This window comes from Actinoallomurus bryophytorum (assembly GCF_006716425.1).
GTDB classification, from domain to species: domain Bacteria; phylum Actinomycetota; class Actinomycetes; order Streptosporangiales; family Streptosporangiaceae; genus Actinoallomurus; species Actinoallomurus bryophytorum.
This window is the reverse complement of sequence record NZ_VFOZ01000001.1, coordinates 7,788,711-7,808,589: the sequence shown is the minus strand read 5'-3', so window position 1 is coordinate 7,808,589 and position 19,879 is coordinate 7,788,711. Positions and strand designations below refer to the sequence as shown.

Genomic DNA, 19,879 nt, shown 5'->3' with positions numbered 1-19,879 from the left:
CTCTCATCGGAGACGTGATGAAAAAAGCAGCGCTCGGCGTGGCCCTGACGGTGACCGCCCTGGTCACCTCCGCCTGTGGCCAGGGAATTCTCGGCGGCGACAGTAAGAAGGACAAGGGCCCGATCCTGCTCGGCATGGACATTCCGCTGTCCGGCAGCAGCGCCGACATCGGCCCGTACATGAAGAACGGCGGCCAGCTCGCCATCGACGAGCTCAACGCCAAAGGAGGGGTGCTCGGCCGCAAGCTGCAACTGCGGGCCGAGGACGACGCGTGCGACCCGAAGACGGCGGTCGCCGCGGCGAACAAGCTCGTCGCGGCCGGGATCACCGTGTCGGTGGGCGGTTACTGCTCGGGGGCCACGCTGCCGACCCTGCCGGTCTTCGACCGTGCCAAGATCCCGATGGTCATCCCGGCGGCCAACTCCACCGAGCTCGTCGCGCAGAAGCTCAAGCACGTCTTCCTGGTCAACGGCACCGGCGACCAGCAGGCCGCCGCCGCGATCGCGTGGCTGACCAAGAGCGGCGCCAAGAAGGTCGCGGTCCTGGACGACAACACGTCCTACTCCAAGGACATCGCGGTACGCACCGGGGCCGCGCTCGACAAGCCGGGCGCGCCGGACAAGACCTCGCTGGACGCGGTGACCCCGGGCGAGAGCGACTACTCCGCCACCGTCACGAACGTCCTGAAGGGCAAGCCCGACTTCGTCTACTGGACCGGGTACTACCAGGAGGGCGGCCTCATCCTGCGCCAGCTCCGCCAGGCCGGGTACACGGGCAAGTTCATGGTCGGCGACGGGTCGGTGGACACCAAGCTGGTCAAGATCGCCGGTGACAAGGCCGCCGAGGGCACGTACGCCACGATGACGCAGACCCCTGACACGATCCAGGGCGCCCAGGGCTGGATCGCGAACTACAAGCAGAAGTTCGGCGCCGAGCCCGGTCCGTACTCCACGCAGGCCTACGACGCCGTACGCGTGGCCGCCGAGGCCATCAAGAACGCCGACAGCACCGACGGCGACAAGATCGTCACGGCGCTGGAGGGCATCAACGGCTTCCCGCTGTTCTCCGGGCCGCTGAAGTTCACCCCGCAGCACACGCTGACCAGCGGCGGCTTCGTGATCCTCGTCGTCAAGAACGGCAAGTTCACGCTCCAGGACGCGCTGAAGTAGACGTGACCCAACTCATCTGGAACGGGCTGTTCGTCGGCTCCTTCTACGCCCTGGTCGCACTGGGCTACAGCATGGTCTACGGGATCATCAAGCTGCTCAACTTCGCCCACGGCGACCTGTACATGCTGGGAGCGTTCAGCGGTTTCGCGATGCTCGGCGCGATGGGCGGGCTGGTCAAGTCCTCCTCGCTCGTCGCGCTGCTCGTGGTGCTCGTCCTGACGATGCTCGCGACCGGCCTGTCCGGAATCGTCATCGAGCGGGTGGCCTACCGCCCGCTGCGCGGCGCGCCCCGGCTCTCCCTCCTGATCACCGCGGTGGGCGCGTCGTTCGCGCTGGAGTACGGCACCCGCATCGTGGCCGGGCCCAACCCGAAGGTCTATCCGGTACGGCTGAACGGCACGTCGCTCAACGTGCTGGGTGCCCGCGTCACGCTCCAGCAGCTCGCCCTGATGGCCCTCTCCGTCGTGCTGATGGTGGCGCTGAACCTCCTCATCACGCGGACGCGCGAGGGCCGGGCCATGCGGGCGATCGCGCTGGACCCGCGCGCCGCCCTGCTCATGGGCATCGACGTGGACAAGGTGATCGCGCGGACCTTCTTCATCGGCTCCGCACTGGCCGGCGCCGCGGGCGTCATGGCCGGCGGGTACTACGGGAAGATCGATTTTCTGATGGGCTTCATCATCGGGCTCAAGGCGTTCACCGCGGCCGTGATCGGCGGCATCGGCAACATCCCCGGCACGATGCTGGGCGGCCTCGTACTCGGCCTGCTGGAGTCGTTCGGCACACACTGGGTGGGCGGCCAGTGGCGCGACGTCTTCGCCTTCGGCTTCCTGATCCTCTTCCTGGCCGTGCGGCCCACCGGCCTGCTCGGCGAACGCGTGACGGAGCGGGTGTGAGATGACGGTCGCGGATCCGCCGGTGAAGCCGGTGAAGGGCCGGGGGCCGACGTTCATCACGCGGTTCCTGCAGAGCCGCCATCTCGGCTGGGCGGGCCTCGCGGTCGGGCTGCTCGCGCCGTTCGTCATCGCGACGCCGTACGCGATGAGCGTCATGACCAGCGCGCTCGTCTTCGTGATGCTCGCCGTCGGGCTGAACATCGTGGTCGGCTACTGCGGCCTGCTCGACCTGGGGTACGCCGCGTTCTTCGCGGTCGGCGCGTACACGAGCGGTGTGCTGTCCACCCGGCTGCACTGGCCGCTCGTCGCGACGGTGCCGTTCGTGATCATCGTGACGCTGGTCGCCGGCATCGTCATCGGCGGTCCCACCCTGCGGCTGCGCAGCGACTACCTGGCCATCGTCACCCTCGGCTTCGGGGAGATCATCCGGATCATCGCCAACAACCTCGACGTCACCGGCGGACCGGACGGCATCTACGGGATCCCCGGGCTGTTCGGGGACGCCGTGACCGATCCGGTGGTCTTCTACTACGCCGTGCTGGTGGTCGTGGCCGTCGCGGTGCTGCTGGCCGGCCGCCTGGGCGCGTCCCGCATCGGCCGCGCCTGGCGGTTCGTCCGCGAGGACGAGGACGCGGCCGAGGCGATGGGCGTGCACACCTACAAGGTCAAACTGGCCGCGTACATGGCCGGAGCGGTGTGGGGCGGCCTCGCCGGGGTGCTGTTCGCCTCCCAGCTCTCGGCGATCTCGCCGGCGAGCTTCACCTTCCTGCAGTCCGCGCTGGTGCTGATGGCGGTCGTGCTCGGCGGCATGGGCTCGACACCGGGCGTGGTGCTCGGCGCGATCGTGGTCAGTCTCCTGCCGGAGATCCTGCGCGGCCTGGCCGACTACCGGTTCTTCGCGTTCGGCGTACTGCTGATCATCGCGATGATCGCCCGGCCACAGGGCCTGTGGCCCCATCGATCGAGGGAGCGGTGATGCTGGACGTCGAGGACCTGAGGCTGAGCTTCGGCGGCGTACACGCCGTGGACGGGCTCACCTTCCAGCTCGGAGCGGGCGAGATCGTCTCGGTCATCGGCCCGAACGGCGCGGGCAAGACGTCGGTGTTCAACTGCGTCACCGGCTTCTACAAGCCGACCTCCGGCCGGATCAGGCTGAACGGCACCGACGTGACCGGCCGCCGTCCGTCGTCGATCACGGCGCAGGGCATCGCGCGTACCTTCCAGAACCTGCGGCTCTTCGGCGAGATGTCGGTGCTGGACAACGTGCGGGCCGGCACGCACCTGTGGTTGCGGCAACGGGTCGCGGACGCGCTGCTGCACACACCTCGCTACCGGCGCACCGAGCGTGAGGCCACCGAGGAGTCGGACAAGTGGCTCGACTTCGTGAAGCTGCGCGGCGACCGTGGCGGGCTCGTCCGCAACCTGCCGTACGGAGAGCAGCGCCGGGTGGAGATCGCGCGGGCGCTGGCCCGGCGTCCGGAGCTGCTGCTGCTCGACGAGCCCGCGGCCGGCCTCAACCACGGGGAGAAGGCCGAGCTCCTCGACCTCATCCGCCGGATCCGCGACCTCGGCATCACGATCGCGCTCATCGAGCACGACATGGGCCTGGTCATGGAGGTGTCGGACCGGGTGGTGGTGCTCAACTTCGGGAAGGAGATCGCCGACGGCACGCCCGACGAGGTACGCGGCGATCCGGCCGTGATCGAGGCCTACCTTGGACGCGACGCCGACGAGGCCGAGGTCGAGGCGGCACGAGAGGAGGTCAGCGGTGCTCGAGGTGAGTGAGCTGGAGGTGGCGTACGGCGGGGTTCGTGCCCTGCGCGGTCTGTCGCTGACCGTGGGCGAGGGCGAGATCGTCGCGCTGCTGGGCAACAACGGCGCGGGCAAGACGACGACGCTGTCGGCGGTATCCGGCCTGGTACGGCCCGCCTCCGGCCGCATCACGTACGAGGGCGACGACATCACGCGCGCCGCTCCCCCGAAGATCGTCGCTCGCGGGCTGGTGCATGTGCCGGAAGGCCGCCGGATCTTCAGCACGCTCAGCGTGCACGAGAACCTCATGCTCGGCGGTTACCTCGTACGCGACGCCAAGGAGCTGTCCCGGCGTACCGGACGGGTGTACGCGCTGATGCCCAAGCTCGCCGAGCGGCGTGACCAGCAGGGCGGCACGCTGTCCGGCGGAGAGCAGCAGCTGCTCGCGATCGGGCGGGCGCTCGTGGCCGGGCCGAGGCTGCTCATGCTGGACGAGCCGTCGATGGGGCTCGCGCCGCTGGTCGTCGCGGCCGTGATGGACGTCATCCGTGAGATCAACGAGGCCGGCACCGCGGTGCTCCTGGTCGAGCAGAACGCCAAGGCCGCGCTCAAGATCGCGCATCGCGGCTACGTCATCGAGAACGGCCGGCATATGCTCGACGGGCCCGCGGGCGAGCTGGCCGCCGACACGCGCGTGGTCGAGGCCTACCTCGGCGGTGTCGCGTGATCGAGACCGTCGACTACCACAGCGCCGGCGAGCCGTTCCGGATCGTGCTGTCCGGCGTACCGGAGCTGCCCGGCGCCACCGTACGCGCGCGGCGGGCGGCGGTCTCCGAGGAGGCCGACGCCGTACGCCGTCTGGTGTGCCACGAGCCGCGCGGCCACGCCGACATGTACGGCTGCTTCCTCGTGCCGCCGGACGACGACGGCGCGCACTTCGGCGTGCTGTTCTGGCACAAGGACGGCTACTCCACGGCCTGCGGGCACGGGACCATCGCACTCGGTGCCTGGGCGGTGGAGTACGGGCGGGTCACCGCCGCGCCCGACGGGGAGACCGAGGTCGTCATCGACGTGCCGTCAGGCCGCGTGACCGCGCGGGTGCGCCGCGCGGCGGGCCGGCTCGTGTCCGTGTCCTTCCGCAACGTCCCGTCGTATGTCCTGGCGCGCGACGTGCCGTACGGGTCGGCGCGCGTGGACGTCTCCTACGGCGGGGCCGTGTACGTCTCGGTGCGCGCCGGTGACCTCGGCCTGTCCGTGACGCCGGACGCGCTGCCCGAGCTGATCGCGGCGGGCCGCGCGGTCAAGGCCGCGCTCACACCCCTGGTCGACCATCCCGACGGCATCTACGGCACGATCCTGTACGACGAGCTGCCGGACACGCCGGAGGGGCCGCACCAGCGCAACGTCACGGTCTTCGCCGACGGGCAGGTCGACCGGTCACCGTGTGGTTCGGGCACGTCCGCGCGGCTCGCGCTGCTCTCCCCCGACGGCGTGCTGACCCACGACTCGATCGTCGGCAGCCGCTTCCTGGGCCGCATCGGCGGCCGTACGGAGGCCGGCGTCGTCACCGAGATCGAGGGCACGGCGTACCGGACGGGTGAGCACCGGTTCACCCTCGACCCGGATGACACTCTCGGCACCGGGTTCGTCCTGCGGTGATCAACGTCGAGGCGCTGCCCACCGAGGCCGAGGCGGCCGACCTCCTCGAACGGGCGCTGCGGTCGGGCCTGGACCCCGAGTCCGGCCCGGCACGGTCCGTCGCGGACGTCCCGGCCGGCCAGATCCTCCTCATGCCCGCCGCGGTGCACGGGTACGCGGGCGTGAAGATCGCCACGGTGGCGCCCGGCAACCGCGACCTGCCCCGGATCCAGGGCGTCTACCTGCTGCTCGACGGGCGGACTCTCGCGCCGATCGCTCTCCTGGACGGTGTGGCGCTGACCGCGATCCGTACTCCGGCGGTGTCCGCGCTGGCCGTACGCCACCTCGCCGCGGCGGACGCGAGCCACCTGGTCGTCTTCGGCACCGGCCCGCAGGCGTGGGGGCACGTCCGCGCGCTGTGCGCCGTACGGCCGGTCGAGCGCGTGACGGTCGTGGGGCGCGGCGGCACGGGCGAGTTCGTGGCGCGGTGCCGGGCGTCGGGCCTGGACGCCTCGGCGGGCACACCGGACGCGGTGGCGGGCGCGGACATCGTCGCGTGCTGCACGACCGCACGCGAGCCCCTCTTCCCCGGAGACCTCGTGCCCGCGCACGCCGTCGTGGTCGCGGTCGGCTCGCACGAGCCGGGCGCGCGGGAGGTCGACGGCGTCCTCGTCGCGCGCTCGGAGGTGTTCGTGGAGTCGCGGGCGGCGGCGCTGCGCGAGGCGGGCGACCTGATCATCCCCGGGGTGACGCGTCCCCCGGCCAACCTGGCCGAGCTGGTGACCGGGACGCCGCGGACCGGCTCCGGCCGCCCGCGCTTGTTCAAGAGCGTCGGCATGGCCTGGGAGGACCTCGTCGTCGCCGTGGCGGCCTACGAGAGGATGAAGGGGTGAGCGAGCTGAACCTGCCGTCGCTGGCGACACGGCAGAACGTCCGTGACCAGATCGCGCAGGCACTCCGCGCCTCGCTGGTCGCCGGCGAGATGAGGCCCGGCGTCGTCTACTCCGCGCCGACCCTGGCCGAGCGGTTCGGCGTCTCACCCACGCCGGTACGCGAGGCGATGTTGGACCTGGTCAAGGAGGGCCTGGTCACCGCGGTGCGCAACAAGGGCTTCCGGGTGACCGAGCTGTCCGACCGGGACCTGGACGAGATCACCGAGGTACGCGCGCTGATCGAGGTGCCGACCGTGGGCCGCGTCGCCGCCTCCCCCGAGGGCGCCGAGGAGCTGCGCCCGCTCGCCGAGGCCGTCGTGGCCGCGGCCGAACGCCGCGACATCCTCGGCTACATCGAGGCCGACCAGGTCTTCCACCTGGAGCTGCTCGCGCTCGCCGGCAACGCCCATCTCGTCGAGGTGGTCCGCGAGCTGCGGCATCGCTCCCGCCTGTACGGAGTGCCCAGCCTGGCCGAACGCGGCGAGCTCCTTCCCTCGGCGCGCGAGCACCTCCAGCTCCTCGACCTCGTGATCGGCAACGACGCCGAGGCGGCGGAGACGCTGATGCGCCACCACCTCCGGCACGTCCGCGGCATCTGGGCCACCCCGCCGAGGACCGGTCGGTAGCCGGCGCGTCCGCCGTTGATGCCCTTCACCGGGGGATATGACACCGCGTCACCCCCCGTTGGCGGATATGTGAGGAGCGGCCAGCGGCGAGCGGCTAAGATCACCGAAAGGCTGGAAGGGGTGAGACATGACCGACACGCCCTGGCATGCTCTGGCCGGAGTCGACACGAGCACTCCCAACATCGCTCGTATGAACGACTACTTCCTCGGGGGCAAGGACAACTTCGCCGCCGACCGGGAGGCGGCCGACCAGGTGCTCGCCATCGCTCCGGAGATCAAGGAGATGACCGAGGAGAACCGCGACTTCCTCGGCCGCATGGTGCGCTACCTCGGCTCACAGGGCATCCGGCAGTTCGTCGACATCGGCTCCGGCCTGCCCACCCAGCGCAACACGCACGAGGTCGCCCGCGCCCAGGCCCCCGACGCCCGTGTCGTCTACGTCGACAGCGATCCCGTCGTCCTGTCCCACGCGCGTGCGCTCCTCGTCGACAGCGCCCAGACCTCGGTGCTCGAGGGCGACATCATGCATCCGGCCGAGCTGCTCGACGCGTGCCGGGAGCGCGATCTCATCGACCTCGACGAACCCGTGGCCGTTCTGATCTTCACCGCGCTGCACTTCATCCCGCATTCGGACGACCCGTTCAAGAGCGTCGCCTGGCTGCGCGACGCACTGCCGGACGGCAGTTACCTCGCCATCTCCCACGTCGTCTTCGACACGCGCCCGGACGCCGTGGACCCGATCGAGGACATCTACCGGGACATCCTCGGCCGTCCGGGCGAGAACGCCGCGCGTACGCGTGACGAGGTGCTCCCGTTCTTCGACGGGTTCGAGCTGGTGGATCCCGGTCTCGTCTACATCCGTGAGTGGCGTCCGGACAACCCTCTCAAGGCACAGCTGCCGAGGAAGGTCTGGATGGCCGGCGGCGTCGGCCGCAAGCCCTAGGTGCGGGTGGCCGGCCGCGCTGAGGTCGAGAAGGCCCCGGCGCGGTGTCAGAGGTTGGCGAAACCGGGGATGCCGGCCTTGATGCGTTCGAGTTCGCGCGCGTCGGAGATGCCCTGGAGGTCGTGGCGAGGGGTGTAGGGGGTCTCCAGGCGGCGGGCCTCCTCGTCGGTGATCTCGAGGTCGAGGGAGGCGACGGCGTCGTCGATCTGCTGGATCGTGCGAGCGCCGACGAGGGGAGCCGCGGCGACGGGGTTGCGGTGCAGCCAGGCGAGGGCGACCTGGGCGCGGGTGACGGCGCGCGCGCCGGCGATGGCGCCGACCTCGTCGGTGAATGGCGCGGTCGCCGTCGGCGTTGGCTTTGTAGAGCAGGTCGGCGTAGCCACCGTCGGCACGGCATGAGTCGCCTCGTCGACTCCGTGCCGGACGTCCTCGCCACCCGTACCCCGCTGGACGCGCTGCGGCAGTGGTTCACCACCCTCGCCGCCTACGTGCGCATCAAGCACGGCCTCGGCGAAGCACTGCATTCCGCCGCCGCGCAAGAGGTCGTCAGCGCCTCGTGGCCCCCCGTCACCGCCGCCGTCCGCCAGCTCCTCGACGCGTGCGAACGCGCCGGCGAGATACGCCCCGGCATCGACCCCGTCGACGTCATCATGCTCATGAGCTGCCTGTGGCGCACCCCCGACAACCCCGGCGGCGCCGCCCAAGCCGACCGCCTGCTGGAGCTGGCAATCGACGGCTTCCTTCCGTAGCCGGGGGCCGGCACACCGCCGTGCACCCCGGAGGCGGCTCATCCTGTCCCGCGCCGGCGGTCAGCCGCGCACGTGCAACCCGAAACCCGTACGGCCCGCGGGCTCCAGTCCCTCCTTCAGGTGCAGCGAGGGGATCTCGTAGTCACCGAAGTTCTGCGGCCGGAACGCGATCGGCCCGGTCGACTCCAACGTGAGCAGGCGCTCCTCCCATGCCTTGGCGACGTCCGGGTAGTCCGCACCGGTCATCCGGTCGGTGCCGTACAGCACGAACGGCGGCAGCACCTCGATGCCCGGGTAGTAGAGGATGCCGTGGTGGATCGGGAACAGCAGATCGTCGATGGGGCCGTTGATCCCGCGAGCGGCGTAATGCGACTCCGGGCCACCGGCGGTCACCGACAGCAGAGCCTTCCTGCCCGCGAGGGTGCCTTCGCCGAAGCGCTCGCCGTACCTGACGTCGCTGTGCTCGCCGACGCCGTACGCGAAGTGGTAGCTGAACACCCGGTCCACCCACCCTTTGAGGATCGCGGGCATCGAGTACCACCACAGCGGGAACTGGAAGATGATCGTGTCGGCCCACAGCAGCTTCTCCTGCTCCGCCAGGATGTCCGGGGTGAGCGTCCCGGCGTCGAAGGCCCGGCCCGAGTCAAGGGCGACCTTCAGCGGGCTCGAGGCGTCAGGGCCGTAGTCCGCGGCGTCCACGACCGCCTTCCAGTTCATCCCGTACAGGTCGCTCACCCGTACCTCGTGCCCGGCGGTCTCCAAGGTGGACACCGCGAGGTCCTTCAGCGAACCGTTGAGCGACTTCGGCTCCGGGTGGGCGTAGACGATCAGCGTCTTCATGACATCTCCTTCGGATCGGATGCCGTCGATTCTGGGCACTGCGGCGCCCGGCGTTCAGGGACGCTTCTTCCATCGGACGGGACTTCCTGGTAACCGCAGGGCCACTCTCACGGGCCCGCACTCAGCCCATACTTGAGGGCATGGACGATCTCGCGGGCTTCCTGCGTACCCGGCGTTCCCGTGTCGACCCGGCGGCCGCCGGCATCCCTGCCGACAGCCGCCGCAGAGTCGAGGGGCTGCGCCGCGAAGAGGTCGCGCACCTGTCCGGCGTCAGCGTCGACTACTACGTACGCCTCGAGCAGGGCCGCTCGACCCAGCCCTCCGAGCAGGTCCTCGACGCGCTCGCCGGCGTCCTCGGCCTCGACGAGACCGAACGCGGGCACCTCTACCGGCTCGCCCGCCAACGCCGCCGCCGCGCGAAGCCGCCGGGCGGGCGGGTCCGGCCGGAGCTGCTGCGCGTCCTCGACCTGGTCGCCGACGCACCCGCGCTGATCATGGACCATCGCATGGACGTGCTCGCCGGGAACCGCCTCGCCGGGCTCCTCTACGGCCGGCCGATCCCGGGCCTGAACACCGCGCGGCACATCTTCCTCGAGGAGGCCGAGCGCGGCCTCTACGCGGACTGGGAGAAATGCACCCTCGACGTGGTCGGGCACCTGCGCCTCGCCGCCGGCAAATATCCCGAGGACCCCCGCCTGGCCTCGCTCATCGGCGAGCTGGCGATGGGCAGCGAGCGCTTCCGCCGCCTGTGGGCCCGCGCGGACGTGCGCGCCCGCACCCATGGACGCAAGGTGTACCGGCACCCGCTGGTCGGACCGCTGGAACTGCACCAGGAGAACTTCGCGCCACCGGACGGGTCAGGCGTGGAGCTGCTGGTGCTGTCTGCCGCCCCCGGCAGCCCCGCCGAGGACGGGCTGCGCCTGCTCGCGGGCCTGGGCGCGGACACCGGTGACGCGCATCCTCCAGTCGGCGCTCAGGTCCGCGAGTAACACCCGGGGCGAGAGACCTACCCGGGGGTGTCCGGCCGGGACGGGGCGCCATGCCGGGCCAGGTCGGCGAGATACCGGGACACCGGGCCCAGGGTGAGCAGGCCGCTGCCCGCCCCGGCCAGCTCCCGGGCGGCGGGAGCGAGCTCGGCGTACGCGCGGTCGATCGTCTCCCGGTCCCCGATGGCGACGGCCGCCCGGGCGGCGAGGCACCACAGGGCCTCGAGCAGCAGGTCGCGTGGCGGCTCCGGGAGCCGGCGCAGCGCCGCCGCGGCCTCGCCGCGGCGGTCCTGGGCCAGGAGCACGAGCGGGCGGGCCCACGGCTCGTACGGTCCCCAGTCGGTGCCCTCGTCGGCAGGGGCGGGCCGCGCGTGCTGGAGGCGCAGGCACAGCAGGGTCAGCGGCAGCAGGCCACGCTGGAGTCCGGGCATGCCCGCGCCGTCCAGCCGCGCGGCGGCGGCCCGGTATGCCGCTTCCGCCTCGGCCTCTGGCGCCGGCCCGGCCGCGGCGAGCCGCAGTGCGCGGTAGCCGTCGGTGAAGACCCCCACCAGCGGCAGCTCGTGGCGTTCGGCCAGCCGGTCGGCGGCCGTCGCGTGCCGGTCGGCCGCCGCGAAGTCGGCGAGCGCGCCGCGGGCCTGGATCCGGATGAGGTGTCCGAGGATCTCGTACGTGACCAGGCCGTGCCGGGCGGAAAGGCCGACCAGCTCGGCGCCGATCTCGTCCCGGCGCGGGGCCAGGCCCGCGCGGTGGAAGGTCTGCATGAACACACCGTTGAGGGCGAACGCCAGCAGCGCGGGATCGTCCAGGCGACGGGCGATCTCCTCGGCCTGCCGGGCGGCCCGTGGCCCGCGCTCGGCGTGGGTGCCGCGTGACTCCAGGGCGATCGTGGCCAGCAGACGTGCCCGCGCCGCCTCGTGCACGCCGGCCGGGAGGGTGGCGAGCGTACGCTCGGCCGCCGCCACGACGCTCGCCGCCTGGCGTGGGTCGTCCGAGCGGGTCCAGATCGCCGGGACGTCGTACGTTCCGATCACCCGGGCCGTGAGCTCGGCGTCGCCGAGTTCCTCGGCCGCGGCGATGGCCGCCATGCGGTGCTGCCGGGCGGCCTCCAGGCCGGTGCCTCCGGTCACCGCGAGGTTCCGCAGCAGGCCCACCGTCGACTCCAGCCGGGCACGTGCTCCCGATGCCAGGCTGCGGTCGTAGGCGGCCGTCGTCTGTGCCCAGACCCGTGCCGCCGGCCCGCCCGGTCCGGGGGCGGCGTCGAGGTGGACGGCCTGGTGCAGGATGTCGTCCTCCAGGCCGCGCAGTCCCGGGCCCGGGTCCACTCCCAGCTGCTCGACCAGGAGTGTTCGCGCCCGGCGCAGCACGGCTAGGGCGTCGCCCTGGCGGCCGGTGCGGTACAGCGAGAGCGCCAGCAGCCGCCAGGCGTCCTCACGCCAGGGATGCTCGGTGACGTGCGCGTCCAGATCCGGCACCGCCTCGGCGGTGAGCCCCAGGGCGAGCCGGGCCTCGGCCTGACGCTCGACGGCCTGCAGCCGGAGCTCGGCCAGGCGAGAGCGCTCCGCACGGGCCCAGGGCTCGTCGGCGAACTCGGCGTACGCGGGTCCGCGCCACCACCCGAGCGCTTCGGTCAGCCGTACGAGGCCGTCTCCCGGGGGCAGGGCCGCGGCATCGGCCACCGCCCGCTCGAAACGCCAGGCGTCCACGGCGTCCGGCTCGGCGCGCAGCGCGTACCCCGGCCCCTCGGTGACCAGGAGCGCGGCCGGTGTACGGGGCGGGCGTTCCGGCTCCACGGCACGGCGCAGCGCCGCCACGAAGGTGCGCACCGCGCCCACCGCTCCGTCAGGTGGGTCGTCCCACAGGTCCTCGACCAGACGGGTGACCGGCACGACGCGGCGGCGGGCGATGACCAGCCGCGCCAGCACGGCGCGGTGCCGTGGCCCCTTCAGTGCGATGGAGTTCCCGGCACCGTCCCAGGCCGCCACCGGTCCCAGCACCCCGAACCGCACGCCGGTCCACCCTTCGGAGACGTCATCCCTGGTCACGGTAGCGCGCTGACCGGATGCTCATTCGCGCCCGGCAGGCTGAGGCCCGTCACCTACGGAAAGGAACGAACCATGACCTCCACCATCAGCGGCTTCGACTACCGGCGCGTTCCGGTCGGCGGGGGCGTGTCCCTGAACGTGGCCGTCGCGGGGACGGGCAGCCCGATCGTGCTCCTGCACGGCTTCCCGCAGACCCACCTGATGTGGCGGCACGTCGCCGCCGACCTCGCGGCCGGGCACACCGTGATCTGCCCCGACCTGCGCGGCTACGGCGCCAGCGACAAGCCCGCCGCCACGGACGCGGCCACGTACTCCAAGCGGACCATGGCCGCCGACATCATCGCCCTGGCACGCGCGCTGGGCCATGACCGCTTCGCGCTGGCCGGGCACGACCGCGGCGCCCTGGTCGCCTTCCGCGCCGGACTGGACCATCCCGACGCGATCACCCACCTGGCCTGCCTCGACGTGCTGCCGACGCTGGACATGTGGGACGTGATGCACGGCACCTCCGCCGCCGTCGGCTTCCACCTTTACCTGATGGCCCAGCCACCCGGCCTGCCCGAGCAGCTGATCGCCGCCGGCGCGGACGCCTTCTTCGGCCACTTCCTCGACATCTGGAGCAACGACCCGCAGGCGATCCCCGCCGACGTCCGCACCACCTACCTGGACGCCTCACGTGCGGCCGTCACCTCGATCGTCGCCGACTACCGCGCCTCCGCCGGCATCGACGTCGACCACGACCAGGCCGACCGGGACGCCGGCAACCGCCTGCGGATGCCGGTCGCCGTACTCCAGCAGGACTGGGGTGCCGCCCTCGGCTTCGACGCGGCGGCCATCTGGCACGAATGGGCGTCCGACCTGCGGCACGGCACCGTCACCTGCGGCCACTTCATGGCCGAGGAAGCCCCGGCCGACATCGCCAAGGCCCTGCGCGACCTCCTCACCCGCTGACGATTCGCCTGAGGTTGCGTGCCACGCGGGGGCGGGCACGCCCGGCTCAGTGACCCCGCCGGGCTCGGTGACCCCGGCCCGGCGGGGTCAGGCGCCGGCGGACCGCTCAGGGGGGCCGGTGCGGGCACCGCGGTAGCCGGGGTGCACGTCCGGCGTGAGCCGGTGGCTCGCCGCGACCTTGGCGAGTAGCGTCCCGAGCGTGCGGCGCTCGCTCGCGCTGAGCGCGTGCACCACCTCTTCCTCGTGCGCGGAGCCGATCTCCCGCATCCGCGCCATGACGCCCTCGCCGGCGTCCGTGAGCCGGAGTTCGTGAATGCGGCGGTCCTTCGTGCTGCGCTCACGCGTGACGAGGCCCTTCTTCTCCAGCTCGTCGATCAGGGCGACCACCCGGCTGGGCCCGACCCCGAGCCTGGCCGCCAGCGCCTGCTGGCTCAGCCCCTCCTCGACGGTGATCAGGCGCAGAATGCCGACGTCGCCGGGTTGGACGCCGAGAGCGGTGAGGCGCCCGGCGAACCGCTCCGACGCGAGGGCGCCGACCTGCGACAGGAGAAAGCCGACGCGGCCCGAGGGCCCGCGATGAGTGCCGGGCTCCGTAACATCATCCACAAGGGGATAGCCTAGCAGGGTCAATCATTCTGTGCTATGAATCATTTTGTGAACGGAATCAATCTCCCCCTGCGAGGACACGTCGCGCTCGTGACCGGGGCCTCGGGTTCGATCGGCGCCGAGGTGAGCCGCGTACTCGCGGCGCGCGGAGCCGCCGTGGCCGTCCACGGCCGTACCGGGAGCGCGCTCGAGAAGGTCGTCGCCGACATCCGGAAGGCGGGCGGCACCGGGGTCGCCCACGTCGGCGACGTCCGCGACGCGGAACACCTGGACGCGGTCGTGACCGACGTCGCGTCCACCCTGGGGCCGGTCGACGTGCTCGTCACGCTCGCGGGCGGTGACGGGCTGCCGGCGCCCACCGCCGCGCTCACCCCCGAGCGCTGGCGCAGCGTGATCGAGACCGATCTGACCTCCGTCTTCCTGACCGTGCACGCCGTGCTGCCCGGAATGCTGGAGCACGGAGGCGGCCGCGTCGTGACCGTCTCCTCCAGCGCGGGCCGCCGGCCGTCCGGCGCGAACGCCGCCTACGCCGCCGCGAAGGCCGGCGTCGTCATGTTCACCGAGCACCTGGCGAAGGAGTACGCGACCGCCGGCATCCGGGTCAACTGCGTCGCGCCCGCCATCGTGGACACGGCCAAGCTTCGCCACCGGATGCCCACCGACCGCTTCGACGCCGTGGCCGCGCACGTACCGCTCGGCCGCATCGGCCGCCCGGTGGACATCGCCGAGGCGGTCGCGTTCCTCGCCTCCGACGCCTCGTCCTGGATCACCGGCACCACCCTCGACATCACCGGAGGAATGACACTGTGACCGCCCGCAGACTCCCCCAGGCCGGACCCCCGCTGCCACCCGTCGCGATCACCACCGTGGCGCTCTTCCTCGCCTCACTCGTCCTGCCGATCGCCCTCTCCGGCGGGGCGGTCTACCCGTCACCGTTCTCGGGCCAGGCGGCGATCGTGGACTACTTCCGCGACAACCGCGTTCCCGTCCTCCTGATGGCACTGTTGCAGTTCGCCGCGGCGCCGCCGCTCGTGATCTACACGGCGACCGCCTCGGTCCGGCTGAACCAGCTCGGCGTCCGGGCCGCCGGTACGGCCATCGCGCTCGCCGGTGGCGTGCTGGCCTCGGCGGCGATGGCGCTCTCCGCGCTGTTCACCTGGACGCTCACCCGGCCGGAGCTGCTCGGCCACGTCGAGCTCATCCGGCTGATGCACGACCTCGCCTTCATCACCGGTGGTCCCGGCTTCGTCGTCCCGAGCGGGCTGCTGATCGCCGGCGTCGCCGTCCCCGGGCTCCTGGCAGGCCTGCTCCCCCGCTGGCTCGCCCTGTCGGGGCTCGTGCTCGCGGCACTCGCGTTCATCGCCACGTTGACGGTCGCGCTGCCGGCCCTTTCGCCGCTGCTCCCCGTCGTGCGGTTCCCCTCGCTGGCCTGGATCATCTTCACCGCGTACCGCCTGCCACGCCGCCGCCTGCCCGCGAACGCGACGGCCACCTCCTGAGTGACCTGTCGATCTCGAGCTTGGCGTCGAGGGAGTCCGCGGGCCATAGCGGGCCGTCAGCCCGGCGCGTCCGGCTGAGCCCGGGTGGCGCTTGCCTCTTCGAGAGCCCGCAGGAACTCACGGACCGTGGCCAGTTCCTCGTCGCCGAAGCGGGCGAGGACGTCCTTCCGGCCGGCCGCCTCTGACGCGTACAGCGGCAGGAGCTTGTCTTCGAGCTGCTTCTCGTCGAGCTTGACGATGACCCGCCGCCGGTCGGTGGCGTCGTGCTCGCGTGCGGCGTAGCCGCTGCGTTCGAGCCGGTCGATGGCGGCGGTGATGGCGCTGGTCGTCAGTCCCGTCCCGCGAGCGAGCGCCCCGGCGCTCATCGGCCCCTGCAGCTGGAGCAGTCCCAGGCACTGCAGGTCGGTGAGGTTGAGGCCGGTGCGCTCGGCGACCTCGTGGTTGAACACGACGGCCCGGGTCATGAGTGCCCGCAGGCCGTGCCGGACCGCCTCCTCCAGAGCCGCACGAGGATCTCCGCTTGCCATAATATCTCGACCAATCGTAATATCCGATTCAGTGAACTTTATGATACATCGAAGGAAGGACGTTCATGTCCGAGCAGGAGACGACCCGGGCGGACGTGCCCGACGTGCGCAGATCCATCACCGTTCCCGTGTCCGCCGAGCAGGCGTTCAGGATCTTCACCGAGCGACCGGCCGAATGGCTGCCGAACGGGCACACGTTCATCACCGTCCCGCAGTCCGTCACCATGGAGCCCAGGGCGGGGGGCCGCTTCTACGAACGCGGAGCCGACGGGGCGGAGGTGACCCGGGGCACGGTCCTCGACTGGGCCCCGCCGGGCCGGCTGGTGGTGACCTGGCGTATCGGCCCGAACTGGCGGCCCGTGTTCGATGACGAGCAGGCGAGCCGCATCGAGGTCGACTTCGTCGCGACCGGCGCGAACGCCACCGAGGTCGTGGTGACCAACACGCAGCTGTACCGCCATGGCGAGATCGCCGGGCACATCCGGTCCGCGCTCGACCGCCCGGGCCCAGGCGAGACCCTGCAGAACTACGCCGCGGTCGTGACACGACACGCCACGGCCGGCTAGGCACGATGGTGATCGCGCCGGCGTCCGTATTCTCCCCCTGGCGAGCACTTTTCCCCGTGCTATAAAGACCGGCATGAGCGAAGAGCCCGTCCGGGGGTCGGCATCTCCGACGCTCGAGGACGTGGCCCGGGTCGCGGGGGTCTCGCGGGCGACCGTGTCCCGCGTGGTCAACGGCGTTCGCAACGTCGATCCGGAGATCCAGGAGACGGTACGCCGGGCGGTGGCCGTCACGGGTTACGTGCCCAACAACGCCGCGCGCTCACTCGTCACGCGGCGCGTCGGGTCGGTCGCCCTCGTCGTCTCCGGAGCGGGCGAAGAGGACGAGATCGGCGAGGACGGCTTCTCCACCCGCCACATCTTCGGCGACCCGTTCTTCGGCCGGGTGGTCGGCGGCATCGTCGACTACCTGCGCCCGCGCGGCATCCATCCGGTCCTGATGCTCGCCGACACCGGCGAGGCCCGTTCGCAGGTCCTCGCGTTCCTCCGCCAGGGCAACGCCGACGGCGCCCTCCTCGTCTCCACGCACGGCGAGGACCCGCTGCCCCGGATGCTCACCGAGGCGGACCAGCCCGCGGTCCTGTTCGCCCGGCCCGCCCGGCCGCTGCCGATCAGCTACGTCGACTGCGCACACCAGGACGGCGGCAAGCTCGCGGCCGACCACCTCGTGGCACGCGGCTGCGAGCGGGTCGCGACCATCGCCGGCCCGCTGGACGTGCCCGCCAGCCAGGACCGTCTGTCGGGGTTCCAGAGCGCCATGGCCCGGCACGGCCGCCCGTACGTCCCGGTGGTCGAGGGCAACTTCACCATCGGCAGCGGATCGCGGGCGATGGAGCGTCTCCTCGTCGAGCACCCCGACATCGACGGCGTGTTCGCGGCCAACGACCTCATGGCCCAGGGCGCGGTCCTGGTGCTGCGCGAGAGCGGGCACCGCGTCCCGGACGACGTGGCCGTGATCGGTTTCGACGACAGCAGCGCCGCGCTGTCCTGCCGCCCGCAGCTGACGACGATCCGCCAGCCGGTCGAGAACATGGCGGCCGAGATGGCCAGCCTCCTGCTCACCGCGCTCGACCAGCCGGACCGGCGGGTGACCTCGGTGGTGTTCGAGCCGACCCTCGTCGTACGGCAGTCCGCCTGAGCCTGCGACGAGGGGACAGGGACTCAGCTTCCGTACACGCCCAGCTCGTACAGCGAGTAGCCGTAGCCCGTGCCGCGTTGCGTGCCGTTCACGCGTACGTACCGGCCCGAGCCGCCGACCGCCAGGTCGTCCACGCCGCCGTCACCGGTCGTGGTCGAGTAGGCCGTCCTCCAGTCGGTCCCGTTGTCGGAGGTCTGGATCGTGTACGCCTTGGCGTAGGCGCTCTCCCAGACCAGCTGGACGTGGCCGAACGAGCGCACCGAGCCGAGGTCGACCTGGATCCACTGGGGGTCGCTCCAGTCGCTGGCCCAGCGGGTGGTCAGGTCGCCGTCGGTCGCGTTGCCGGGCACGAGGTTCTGGTACGGCTGGTACGACGACGCCGTGGCCGGCCGGCCGCGAGCGAGGTTGGTACCGCCCACCGGAGGCGGCACGACGCGGAACGACTTCGTCTCGATGCCGACGTTGCCCTTGCCGTCCTGGGCGAAGATGTAGACCTTCCAGACGCCCAGCTGCTGCGGCGCGGTGACGCGGAACGTCCCGTTGCCGGTCTGGGTGAACGCCGCGTCGTTCAGCGTCGCGTCGCCCGTCGCGTACTTGCCGCTGACCTTGATCGTGTAGCTGATCGGGTCGTTCTGCGGGTCCTGTACGGAGGCGGTGACGTCGAACGGCTGTCCCGCCGCGACGCTCGACGCGTTGCCGACGGCCATGTTCGAGATCACCGGCGGGGTGTTCGCCAGGGCCGACCCGCCGTACGCCTGCCGGACCGTGTAGTAGGACAGCCGCTTCAGACCGCCGGGGATCAGGTTGAACCAGACGCCGCCGAAGTCCTGCTCGGTGCCGTAGTGGAACATCGTGGCGCCGAGCGCGACGCCGTGGTGACCGGTGACGCAGTTCCACGCGTTGGTGTACCCGGCGGCCTTGGCCTGGTCCGTCGGCTCGGCCGGGACGCCGTTCGCGTCGTTCGCCACCTCCCACTCGCCGGGCGGGCCGGTCTCGGTGATGATGTACGGCTTGGTGTAGCCGCCGTCGATCCAGGTCTGCCTCACGGCGCAGACGCCGTTGTAGGAGTTCACCGCGTACAGGTCGAGGGCGGGGGCGTTCGCCTTGTAGTACGGCCAGGCACCCGTCCACGCGTCGGTCGAGGTGACGGGATGGTTCGGGTCGATGCCGTGGATCTTGACGGCGACGTCGTTGACGAAGCTCGTGTACGCCTTGCGCTCGTTCTCCAGCGCGGTGCCGGAGAAGCAGTTCTGCATGCCGAGCACCGACTCGTTGCCGACGTTCCACATCAGCACGCCCGGGTTGTCCCGGTAGGTGGTCACCCAGTTGCCGATCTCGTTGAGCATGTTCGTCTTGTAGCCGGAGTCGGTGACGTAGTCGACGCAGCCGCCGCTGCCCGGCCCACCACCGGGCTGCAGCCAGAAGCCGGCGATGACCTTCACTCCGTGCGCCGCGGCCGAGTCCAGCAGCGGTTTGGACGTGCCGTCCGTACCCCATGTGCGGATGGTGTTGACGCCCATGGACGCCAGGTCCGGCATGTACCTCTCGGCGTCGGAGATGGCCGGTCCCCAGGTGACGCCCTTGATGACGTACGGCGCGCCGTTGACCTGCAACTGCCAGTTCCCCTGGGAACCGGTCACCTTGACCACGCTGCCCGCGGCCGTCGCCGGTGACGCGAGGGGCACGGTCACGAAAGCCGCCACCATCAGTGCGACGAGGGCGGCGAAGCGCGGACGGGGTCTGCCGGGGCTGCGGGCAGGGTGCATGGATCTCTCCTCGATGCGGGGCTCATCCGGGGCGATGAGGAAGACGAGGAGAGCGCTCTCCGGCCCTGACAGTGCCTGGCGCGCGTGAGGCTGTCAAGGGGCGGTCAGGAAACCCGTACGGAAAATGCGGGGACTCACGCCGGAATCGCGCCGTCTCTTCCTACCGGCACACCGCGACGTCGCGAATACCGGGCCTTGACAGTGTGTCATGAGCCGCGTCACACTCAGGCCACCTCGGAGAGCGCTCTCCACCCTC

General features: G+C 71.5%; 22 protein-coding genes. 16 read left to right on the top strand and 6 right to left on the bottom strand.

Annotated features, from left to right (window positions below; translation table 11 throughout):
- Positions 1 to 17 precede the first annotated feature (17 nt).
- From FB559_RS36110 to FB559_RS36075, 9 genes are all read left to right on the top strand, one after another.
- Positions 18 to 1,169, top strand: coding sequence for a branched-chain amino acid ABC transporter substrate-binding protein (locus tag FB559_RS36110; protein WP_141961391.1), 1,152 nt, complete (start codon positions 18 to 20; stop codon positions 1,167 to 1,169).
- Between the two features lie 2 nt (positions 1,170 to 1,171).
- On the top strand, positions 1,172 to 2,065 hold the full coding sequence (locus FB559_RS36105) for a branched-chain amino acid ABC transporter permease (protein ID WP_141961390.1): 894 nt from the start codon (positions 1,172 to 1,174) through the stop codon (positions 2,063 to 2,065).
- Position 2,066: 1 nt separating this feature from the next.
- Positions 2,067 to 3,041 carry a branched-chain amino acid ABC transporter permease gene (locus FB559_RS36100; protein WP_141961389.1) on the top strand — a complete coding sequence of 325 codons (975 nt, stop codon included), beginning with the start codon at positions 2,067 to 2,069 and terminating at the stop codon, positions 3,039 to 3,041.
- The gene (locus FB559_RS36095) at positions 3,041 to 3,850 is read left to right on the top strand and encodes an ABC transporter ATP-binding protein (protein ID WP_141961388.1); all 810 of its coding nucleotides are present in this window, start codon (positions 3,041 to 3,043) and stop codon (positions 3,848 to 3,850) included. The genes FB559_RS36100 and FB559_RS36095 overlap by 1 nt, the downstream gene beginning before the upstream one ends.
- Positions 3,834 to 4,544 carry an ABC transporter ATP-binding protein gene (locus FB559_RS36090; protein ID WP_141961387.1) on the top strand — a complete coding sequence of 237 codons (711 nt, stop codon included), beginning with the start codon at positions 3,834 to 3,836 and terminating at the stop codon, positions 4,542 to 4,544. The genes FB559_RS36095 and FB559_RS36090 overlap by 17 nt, the downstream gene beginning before the upstream one ends.
- The gene (locus FB559_RS36085; RefSeq protein WP_141961386.1) at positions 4,541 to 5,476 is read left to right on the top strand and encodes a proline racemase family protein; all 936 of its coding nucleotides are present in this window, start codon (positions 4,541 to 4,543) and stop codon (positions 5,474 to 5,476) included. The genes FB559_RS36090 and FB559_RS36085 overlap by 4 nt, the downstream gene beginning before the upstream one ends.
- Positions 5,473 to 6,348: an ornithine cyclodeaminase family protein gene (locus FB559_RS44995; protein ID WP_221640343.1), complete on the top strand. Its 876-nt coding sequence runs from the start codon at positions 5,473 to 5,475 to the stop codon at positions 6,346 to 6,348. The genes FB559_RS36085 and FB559_RS44995 overlap by 4 nt, the downstream gene beginning before the upstream one ends.
- Positions 6,345 to 7,013 carry a GntR family transcriptional regulator gene (locus FB559_RS44990; RefSeq protein WP_221640342.1) on the top strand — a complete coding sequence of 223 codons (669 nt, stop codon included), beginning with the start codon at positions 6,345 to 6,347 and terminating at the stop codon, positions 7,011 to 7,013. Before FB559_RS44995 ends, FB559_RS44990 begins: the two co-directional genes overlap by 4 nt.
- 127 nt (positions 7,014 to 7,140) lie before the next feature.
- On the top strand, positions 7,141 to 7,956 hold the full coding sequence (locus FB559_RS36075) for an SAM-dependent methyltransferase (RefSeq protein ID WP_141961385.1): 816 nt from the start codon (positions 7,141 to 7,143) through the stop codon (positions 7,954 to 7,956).
- A gap of 47 nt (positions 7,957 to 8,003) precedes the next feature.
- Here FB559_RS36075 and FB559_RS36070 read toward each other — a convergent pair whose 3' ends face one another.
- Positions 8,004 to 8,339: an aldo/keto reductase gene (locus FB559_RS36070; protein ID WP_221640341.1), complete on the bottom strand. Its 336-nt coding sequence runs from the start codon at positions 8,337 to 8,339 to the stop codon at positions 8,004 to 8,006.
- A gap of 12 nt (positions 8,340 to 8,351) precedes the next feature.
- Here FB559_RS36070 and FB559_RS36065 point away from each other — a divergent pair, with 12 nt between their 5' ends.
- Positions 8,352 to 8,705: an SbtR family transcriptional regulator gene (locus FB559_RS36065; RefSeq protein WP_221640340.1), complete on the top strand. Its 354-nt coding sequence runs from the start codon at positions 8,352 to 8,354 to the stop codon at positions 8,703 to 8,705.
- A 60-nt stretch (positions 8,706 to 8,765) separates the two neighbouring features.
- Here the strand turns inward: FB559_RS36065 and FB559_RS36060 are convergent, their stop codons facing one another.
- Complete coding sequence (locus FB559_RS36060) at positions 8,766 to 9,545, bottom strand: NAD(P)H-dependent oxidoreductase (protein ID WP_141961384.1); 780 nt, start codon at positions 9,543 to 9,545, stop codon at positions 8,766 to 8,768.
- A 140-nt stretch (positions 9,546 to 9,685) separates the two neighbouring features.
- On the opposite strand from FB559_RS36060, the gene FB559_RS36055 reads away from it, so the two are divergent.
- Positions 9,686 to 10,534 carry a helix-turn-helix transcriptional regulator gene (locus FB559_RS36055; protein ID WP_141961383.1) on the top strand — a complete coding sequence of 283 codons (849 nt, stop codon included), beginning with the start codon at positions 9,686 to 9,688 and terminating at the stop codon, positions 10,532 to 10,534.
- Between the two features lie 17 nt (positions 10,535 to 10,551).
- On the opposite strand, the gene FB559_RS36050 is transcribed toward FB559_RS36055, so the two are convergent.
- The gene (locus FB559_RS36050) at positions 10,552 to 12,573 is read right to left on the bottom strand and encodes an AfsR/SARP family transcriptional regulator (protein WP_246122366.1); all 2,022 of its coding nucleotides are present in this window, start codon (positions 12,571 to 12,573) and stop codon (positions 10,552 to 10,554) included.
- A 72-nt stretch (positions 12,574 to 12,645) separates the two neighbouring features.
- On the opposite strand from FB559_RS36050, the gene FB559_RS36045 reads away from it, so the two are divergent.
- Entirely contained in the window at positions 12,646 to 13,524 is an 879-nt protein-coding gene (locus FB559_RS36045; protein WP_141961382.1) for an alpha/beta fold hydrolase, read from the top strand.
- Between the two features lie 87 nt (positions 13,525 to 13,611).
- On the opposite strand, the gene FB559_RS36040 is transcribed toward FB559_RS36045, so the two are convergent.
- Entirely contained in the window at positions 13,612 to 14,130 is a 519-nt protein-coding gene (locus tag FB559_RS36040) for a MarR family winged helix-turn-helix transcriptional regulator (RefSeq protein WP_141961381.1), read from the bottom strand.
- 48 nt (positions 14,131 to 14,178) lie between these two features.
- On the opposite strand from FB559_RS36040, the gene FB559_RS36035 reads away from it, so the two are divergent.
- Together FB559_RS36035 and FB559_RS36030 are read left to right on the top strand one after the other, a co-directional pair.
- Positions 14,179 to 14,940 carry an SDR family NAD(P)-dependent oxidoreductase gene (locus tag FB559_RS36035; RefSeq protein WP_246122364.1) on the top strand — a complete coding sequence of 254 codons (762 nt, stop codon included), beginning with the start codon at positions 14,179 to 14,181 and terminating at the stop codon, positions 14,938 to 14,940.
- Positions 14,937 to 15,629 (top strand): hypothetical protein, encoded by a 693-nt coding sequence (locus FB559_RS36030; RefSeq protein ID WP_141961379.1) that lies wholly within the window; start codon positions 14,937 to 14,939, stop codon positions 15,627 to 15,629. The genes FB559_RS36035 and FB559_RS36030 overlap by 4 nt, the downstream gene beginning before the upstream one ends.
- Positions 15,630 to 15,685: 56 nt before the next feature.
- Here FB559_RS36030 and FB559_RS36025 read toward each other — a convergent pair whose 3' ends face one another.
- Positions 15,686 to 16,156, bottom strand: a complete 471-nt coding sequence (locus FB559_RS36025) for a MarR family winged helix-turn-helix transcriptional regulator (protein WP_141961378.1) — start codon at positions 16,154 to 16,156, stop codon at positions 15,686 to 15,688.
- Positions 16,157 to 16,221: 65 nt separating this feature from the next.
- Here FB559_RS36025 and FB559_RS36020 point away from each other — a divergent pair, with 65 nt between their 5' ends.
- A complete protein-coding gene (locus FB559_RS36020) occupies positions 16,222 to 16,722 on the top strand; it encodes an SRPBCC domain-containing protein (RefSeq protein ID WP_141961377.1) in 501 nt (166 codons plus the stop codon).
- Between the two features lie 73 nt (positions 16,723 to 16,795).
- Positions 16,796 to 17,857: a LacI family DNA-binding transcriptional regulator gene (locus FB559_RS36015; protein ID WP_141961376.1), complete on the top strand. Its 1,062-nt coding sequence runs from the start codon at positions 16,796 to 16,798 to the stop codon at positions 17,855 to 17,857.
- A 23-nt stretch (positions 17,858 to 17,880) separates the two neighbouring features.
- Here the strand turns inward: FB559_RS36015 and FB559_RS36010 are convergent, their stop codons facing one another.
- Positions 17,881 to 19,623, bottom strand: coding sequence for a discoidin domain-containing protein (locus FB559_RS36010; protein WP_141961375.1), 1,743 nt, complete (start codon positions 19,621 to 19,623; stop codon positions 17,881 to 17,883).
- Between the last annotated feature and the right edge of the window lie 256 nt (positions 19,624 to 19,879).

What these genes read in the sequence shown, in the direction of transcription:
- FB559_RS36055 (WP_141961383.1), top strand. Translation starts at nt 9,686, where the DNA reads ATGGACGATCTCGCGGGCTTCCTGCGTACCCGGCGTTCCCGTGTCGAC.
- FB559_RS36045 (WP_141961382.1), top strand. Translation starts at nt 12,646, where the DNA reads ATGACCTCCACCATCAGCGGCTTCGACTACCGGCGCGTTCCGGTCGGC.
- FB559_RS36095 (WP_141961388.1), top strand. Translation starts at nt 3,041, where the DNA reads ATGCTGGACGTCGAGGACCTGAGGCTGAGCTTCGGCGGCGTACACGCC.
- FB559_RS36100 (WP_141961389.1), top strand. Translation starts at nt 2,067, where the DNA reads ATGACGGTCGCGGATCCGCCGGTGAAGCCGGTGAAGGGCCGGGGGCCG.
- FB559_RS36010 (WP_141961375.1), bottom strand. Translation starts at nt 19,623, where the DNA reads ATGCACCCTGCCCGCAGCCCCGGCAGACCCCGTCCGCGCTTCGCCGCC.
- FB559_RS36110 (WP_141961391.1), top strand. Translation starts at nt 18, where the DNA reads ATGAAAAAAGCAGCGCTCGGCGTGGCCCTGACGGTGACCGCCCTGGTC.
- FB559_RS36015 (WP_141961376.1), top strand. Translation starts at nt 16,796, where the DNA reads ATGAGCGAAGAGCCCGTCCGGGGGTCGGCATCTCCGACGCTCGAGGAC.
- FB559_RS36060 (WP_141961384.1), bottom strand. Translation starts at nt 9,545, where the DNA reads ATGAAGACGCTGATCGTCTACGCCCACCCGGAGCCGAAGTCGCTCAAC.
- FB559_RS36025 (WP_141961378.1), bottom strand. Translation starts at nt 16,156, where the DNA reads ATGGCAAGCGGAGATCCTCGTGCGGCTCTGGAGGAGGCGGTCCGGCAC.
- FB559_RS36020 (WP_141961377.1), top strand. Translation starts at nt 16,222, where the DNA reads ATGTCCGAGCAGGAGACGACCCGGGCGGACGTGCCCGACGTGCGCAGA.
- FB559_RS36065 (WP_221640340.1), top strand. Translation starts at nt 8,352, where the DNA reads ATGAGTCGCCTCGTCGACTCCGTGCCGGACGTCCTCGCCACCCGTACC.
- FB559_RS36075 (WP_141961385.1), top strand. Translation starts at nt 7,141, where the DNA reads ATGACCGACACGCCCTGGCATGCTCTGGCCGGAGTCGACACGAGCACT.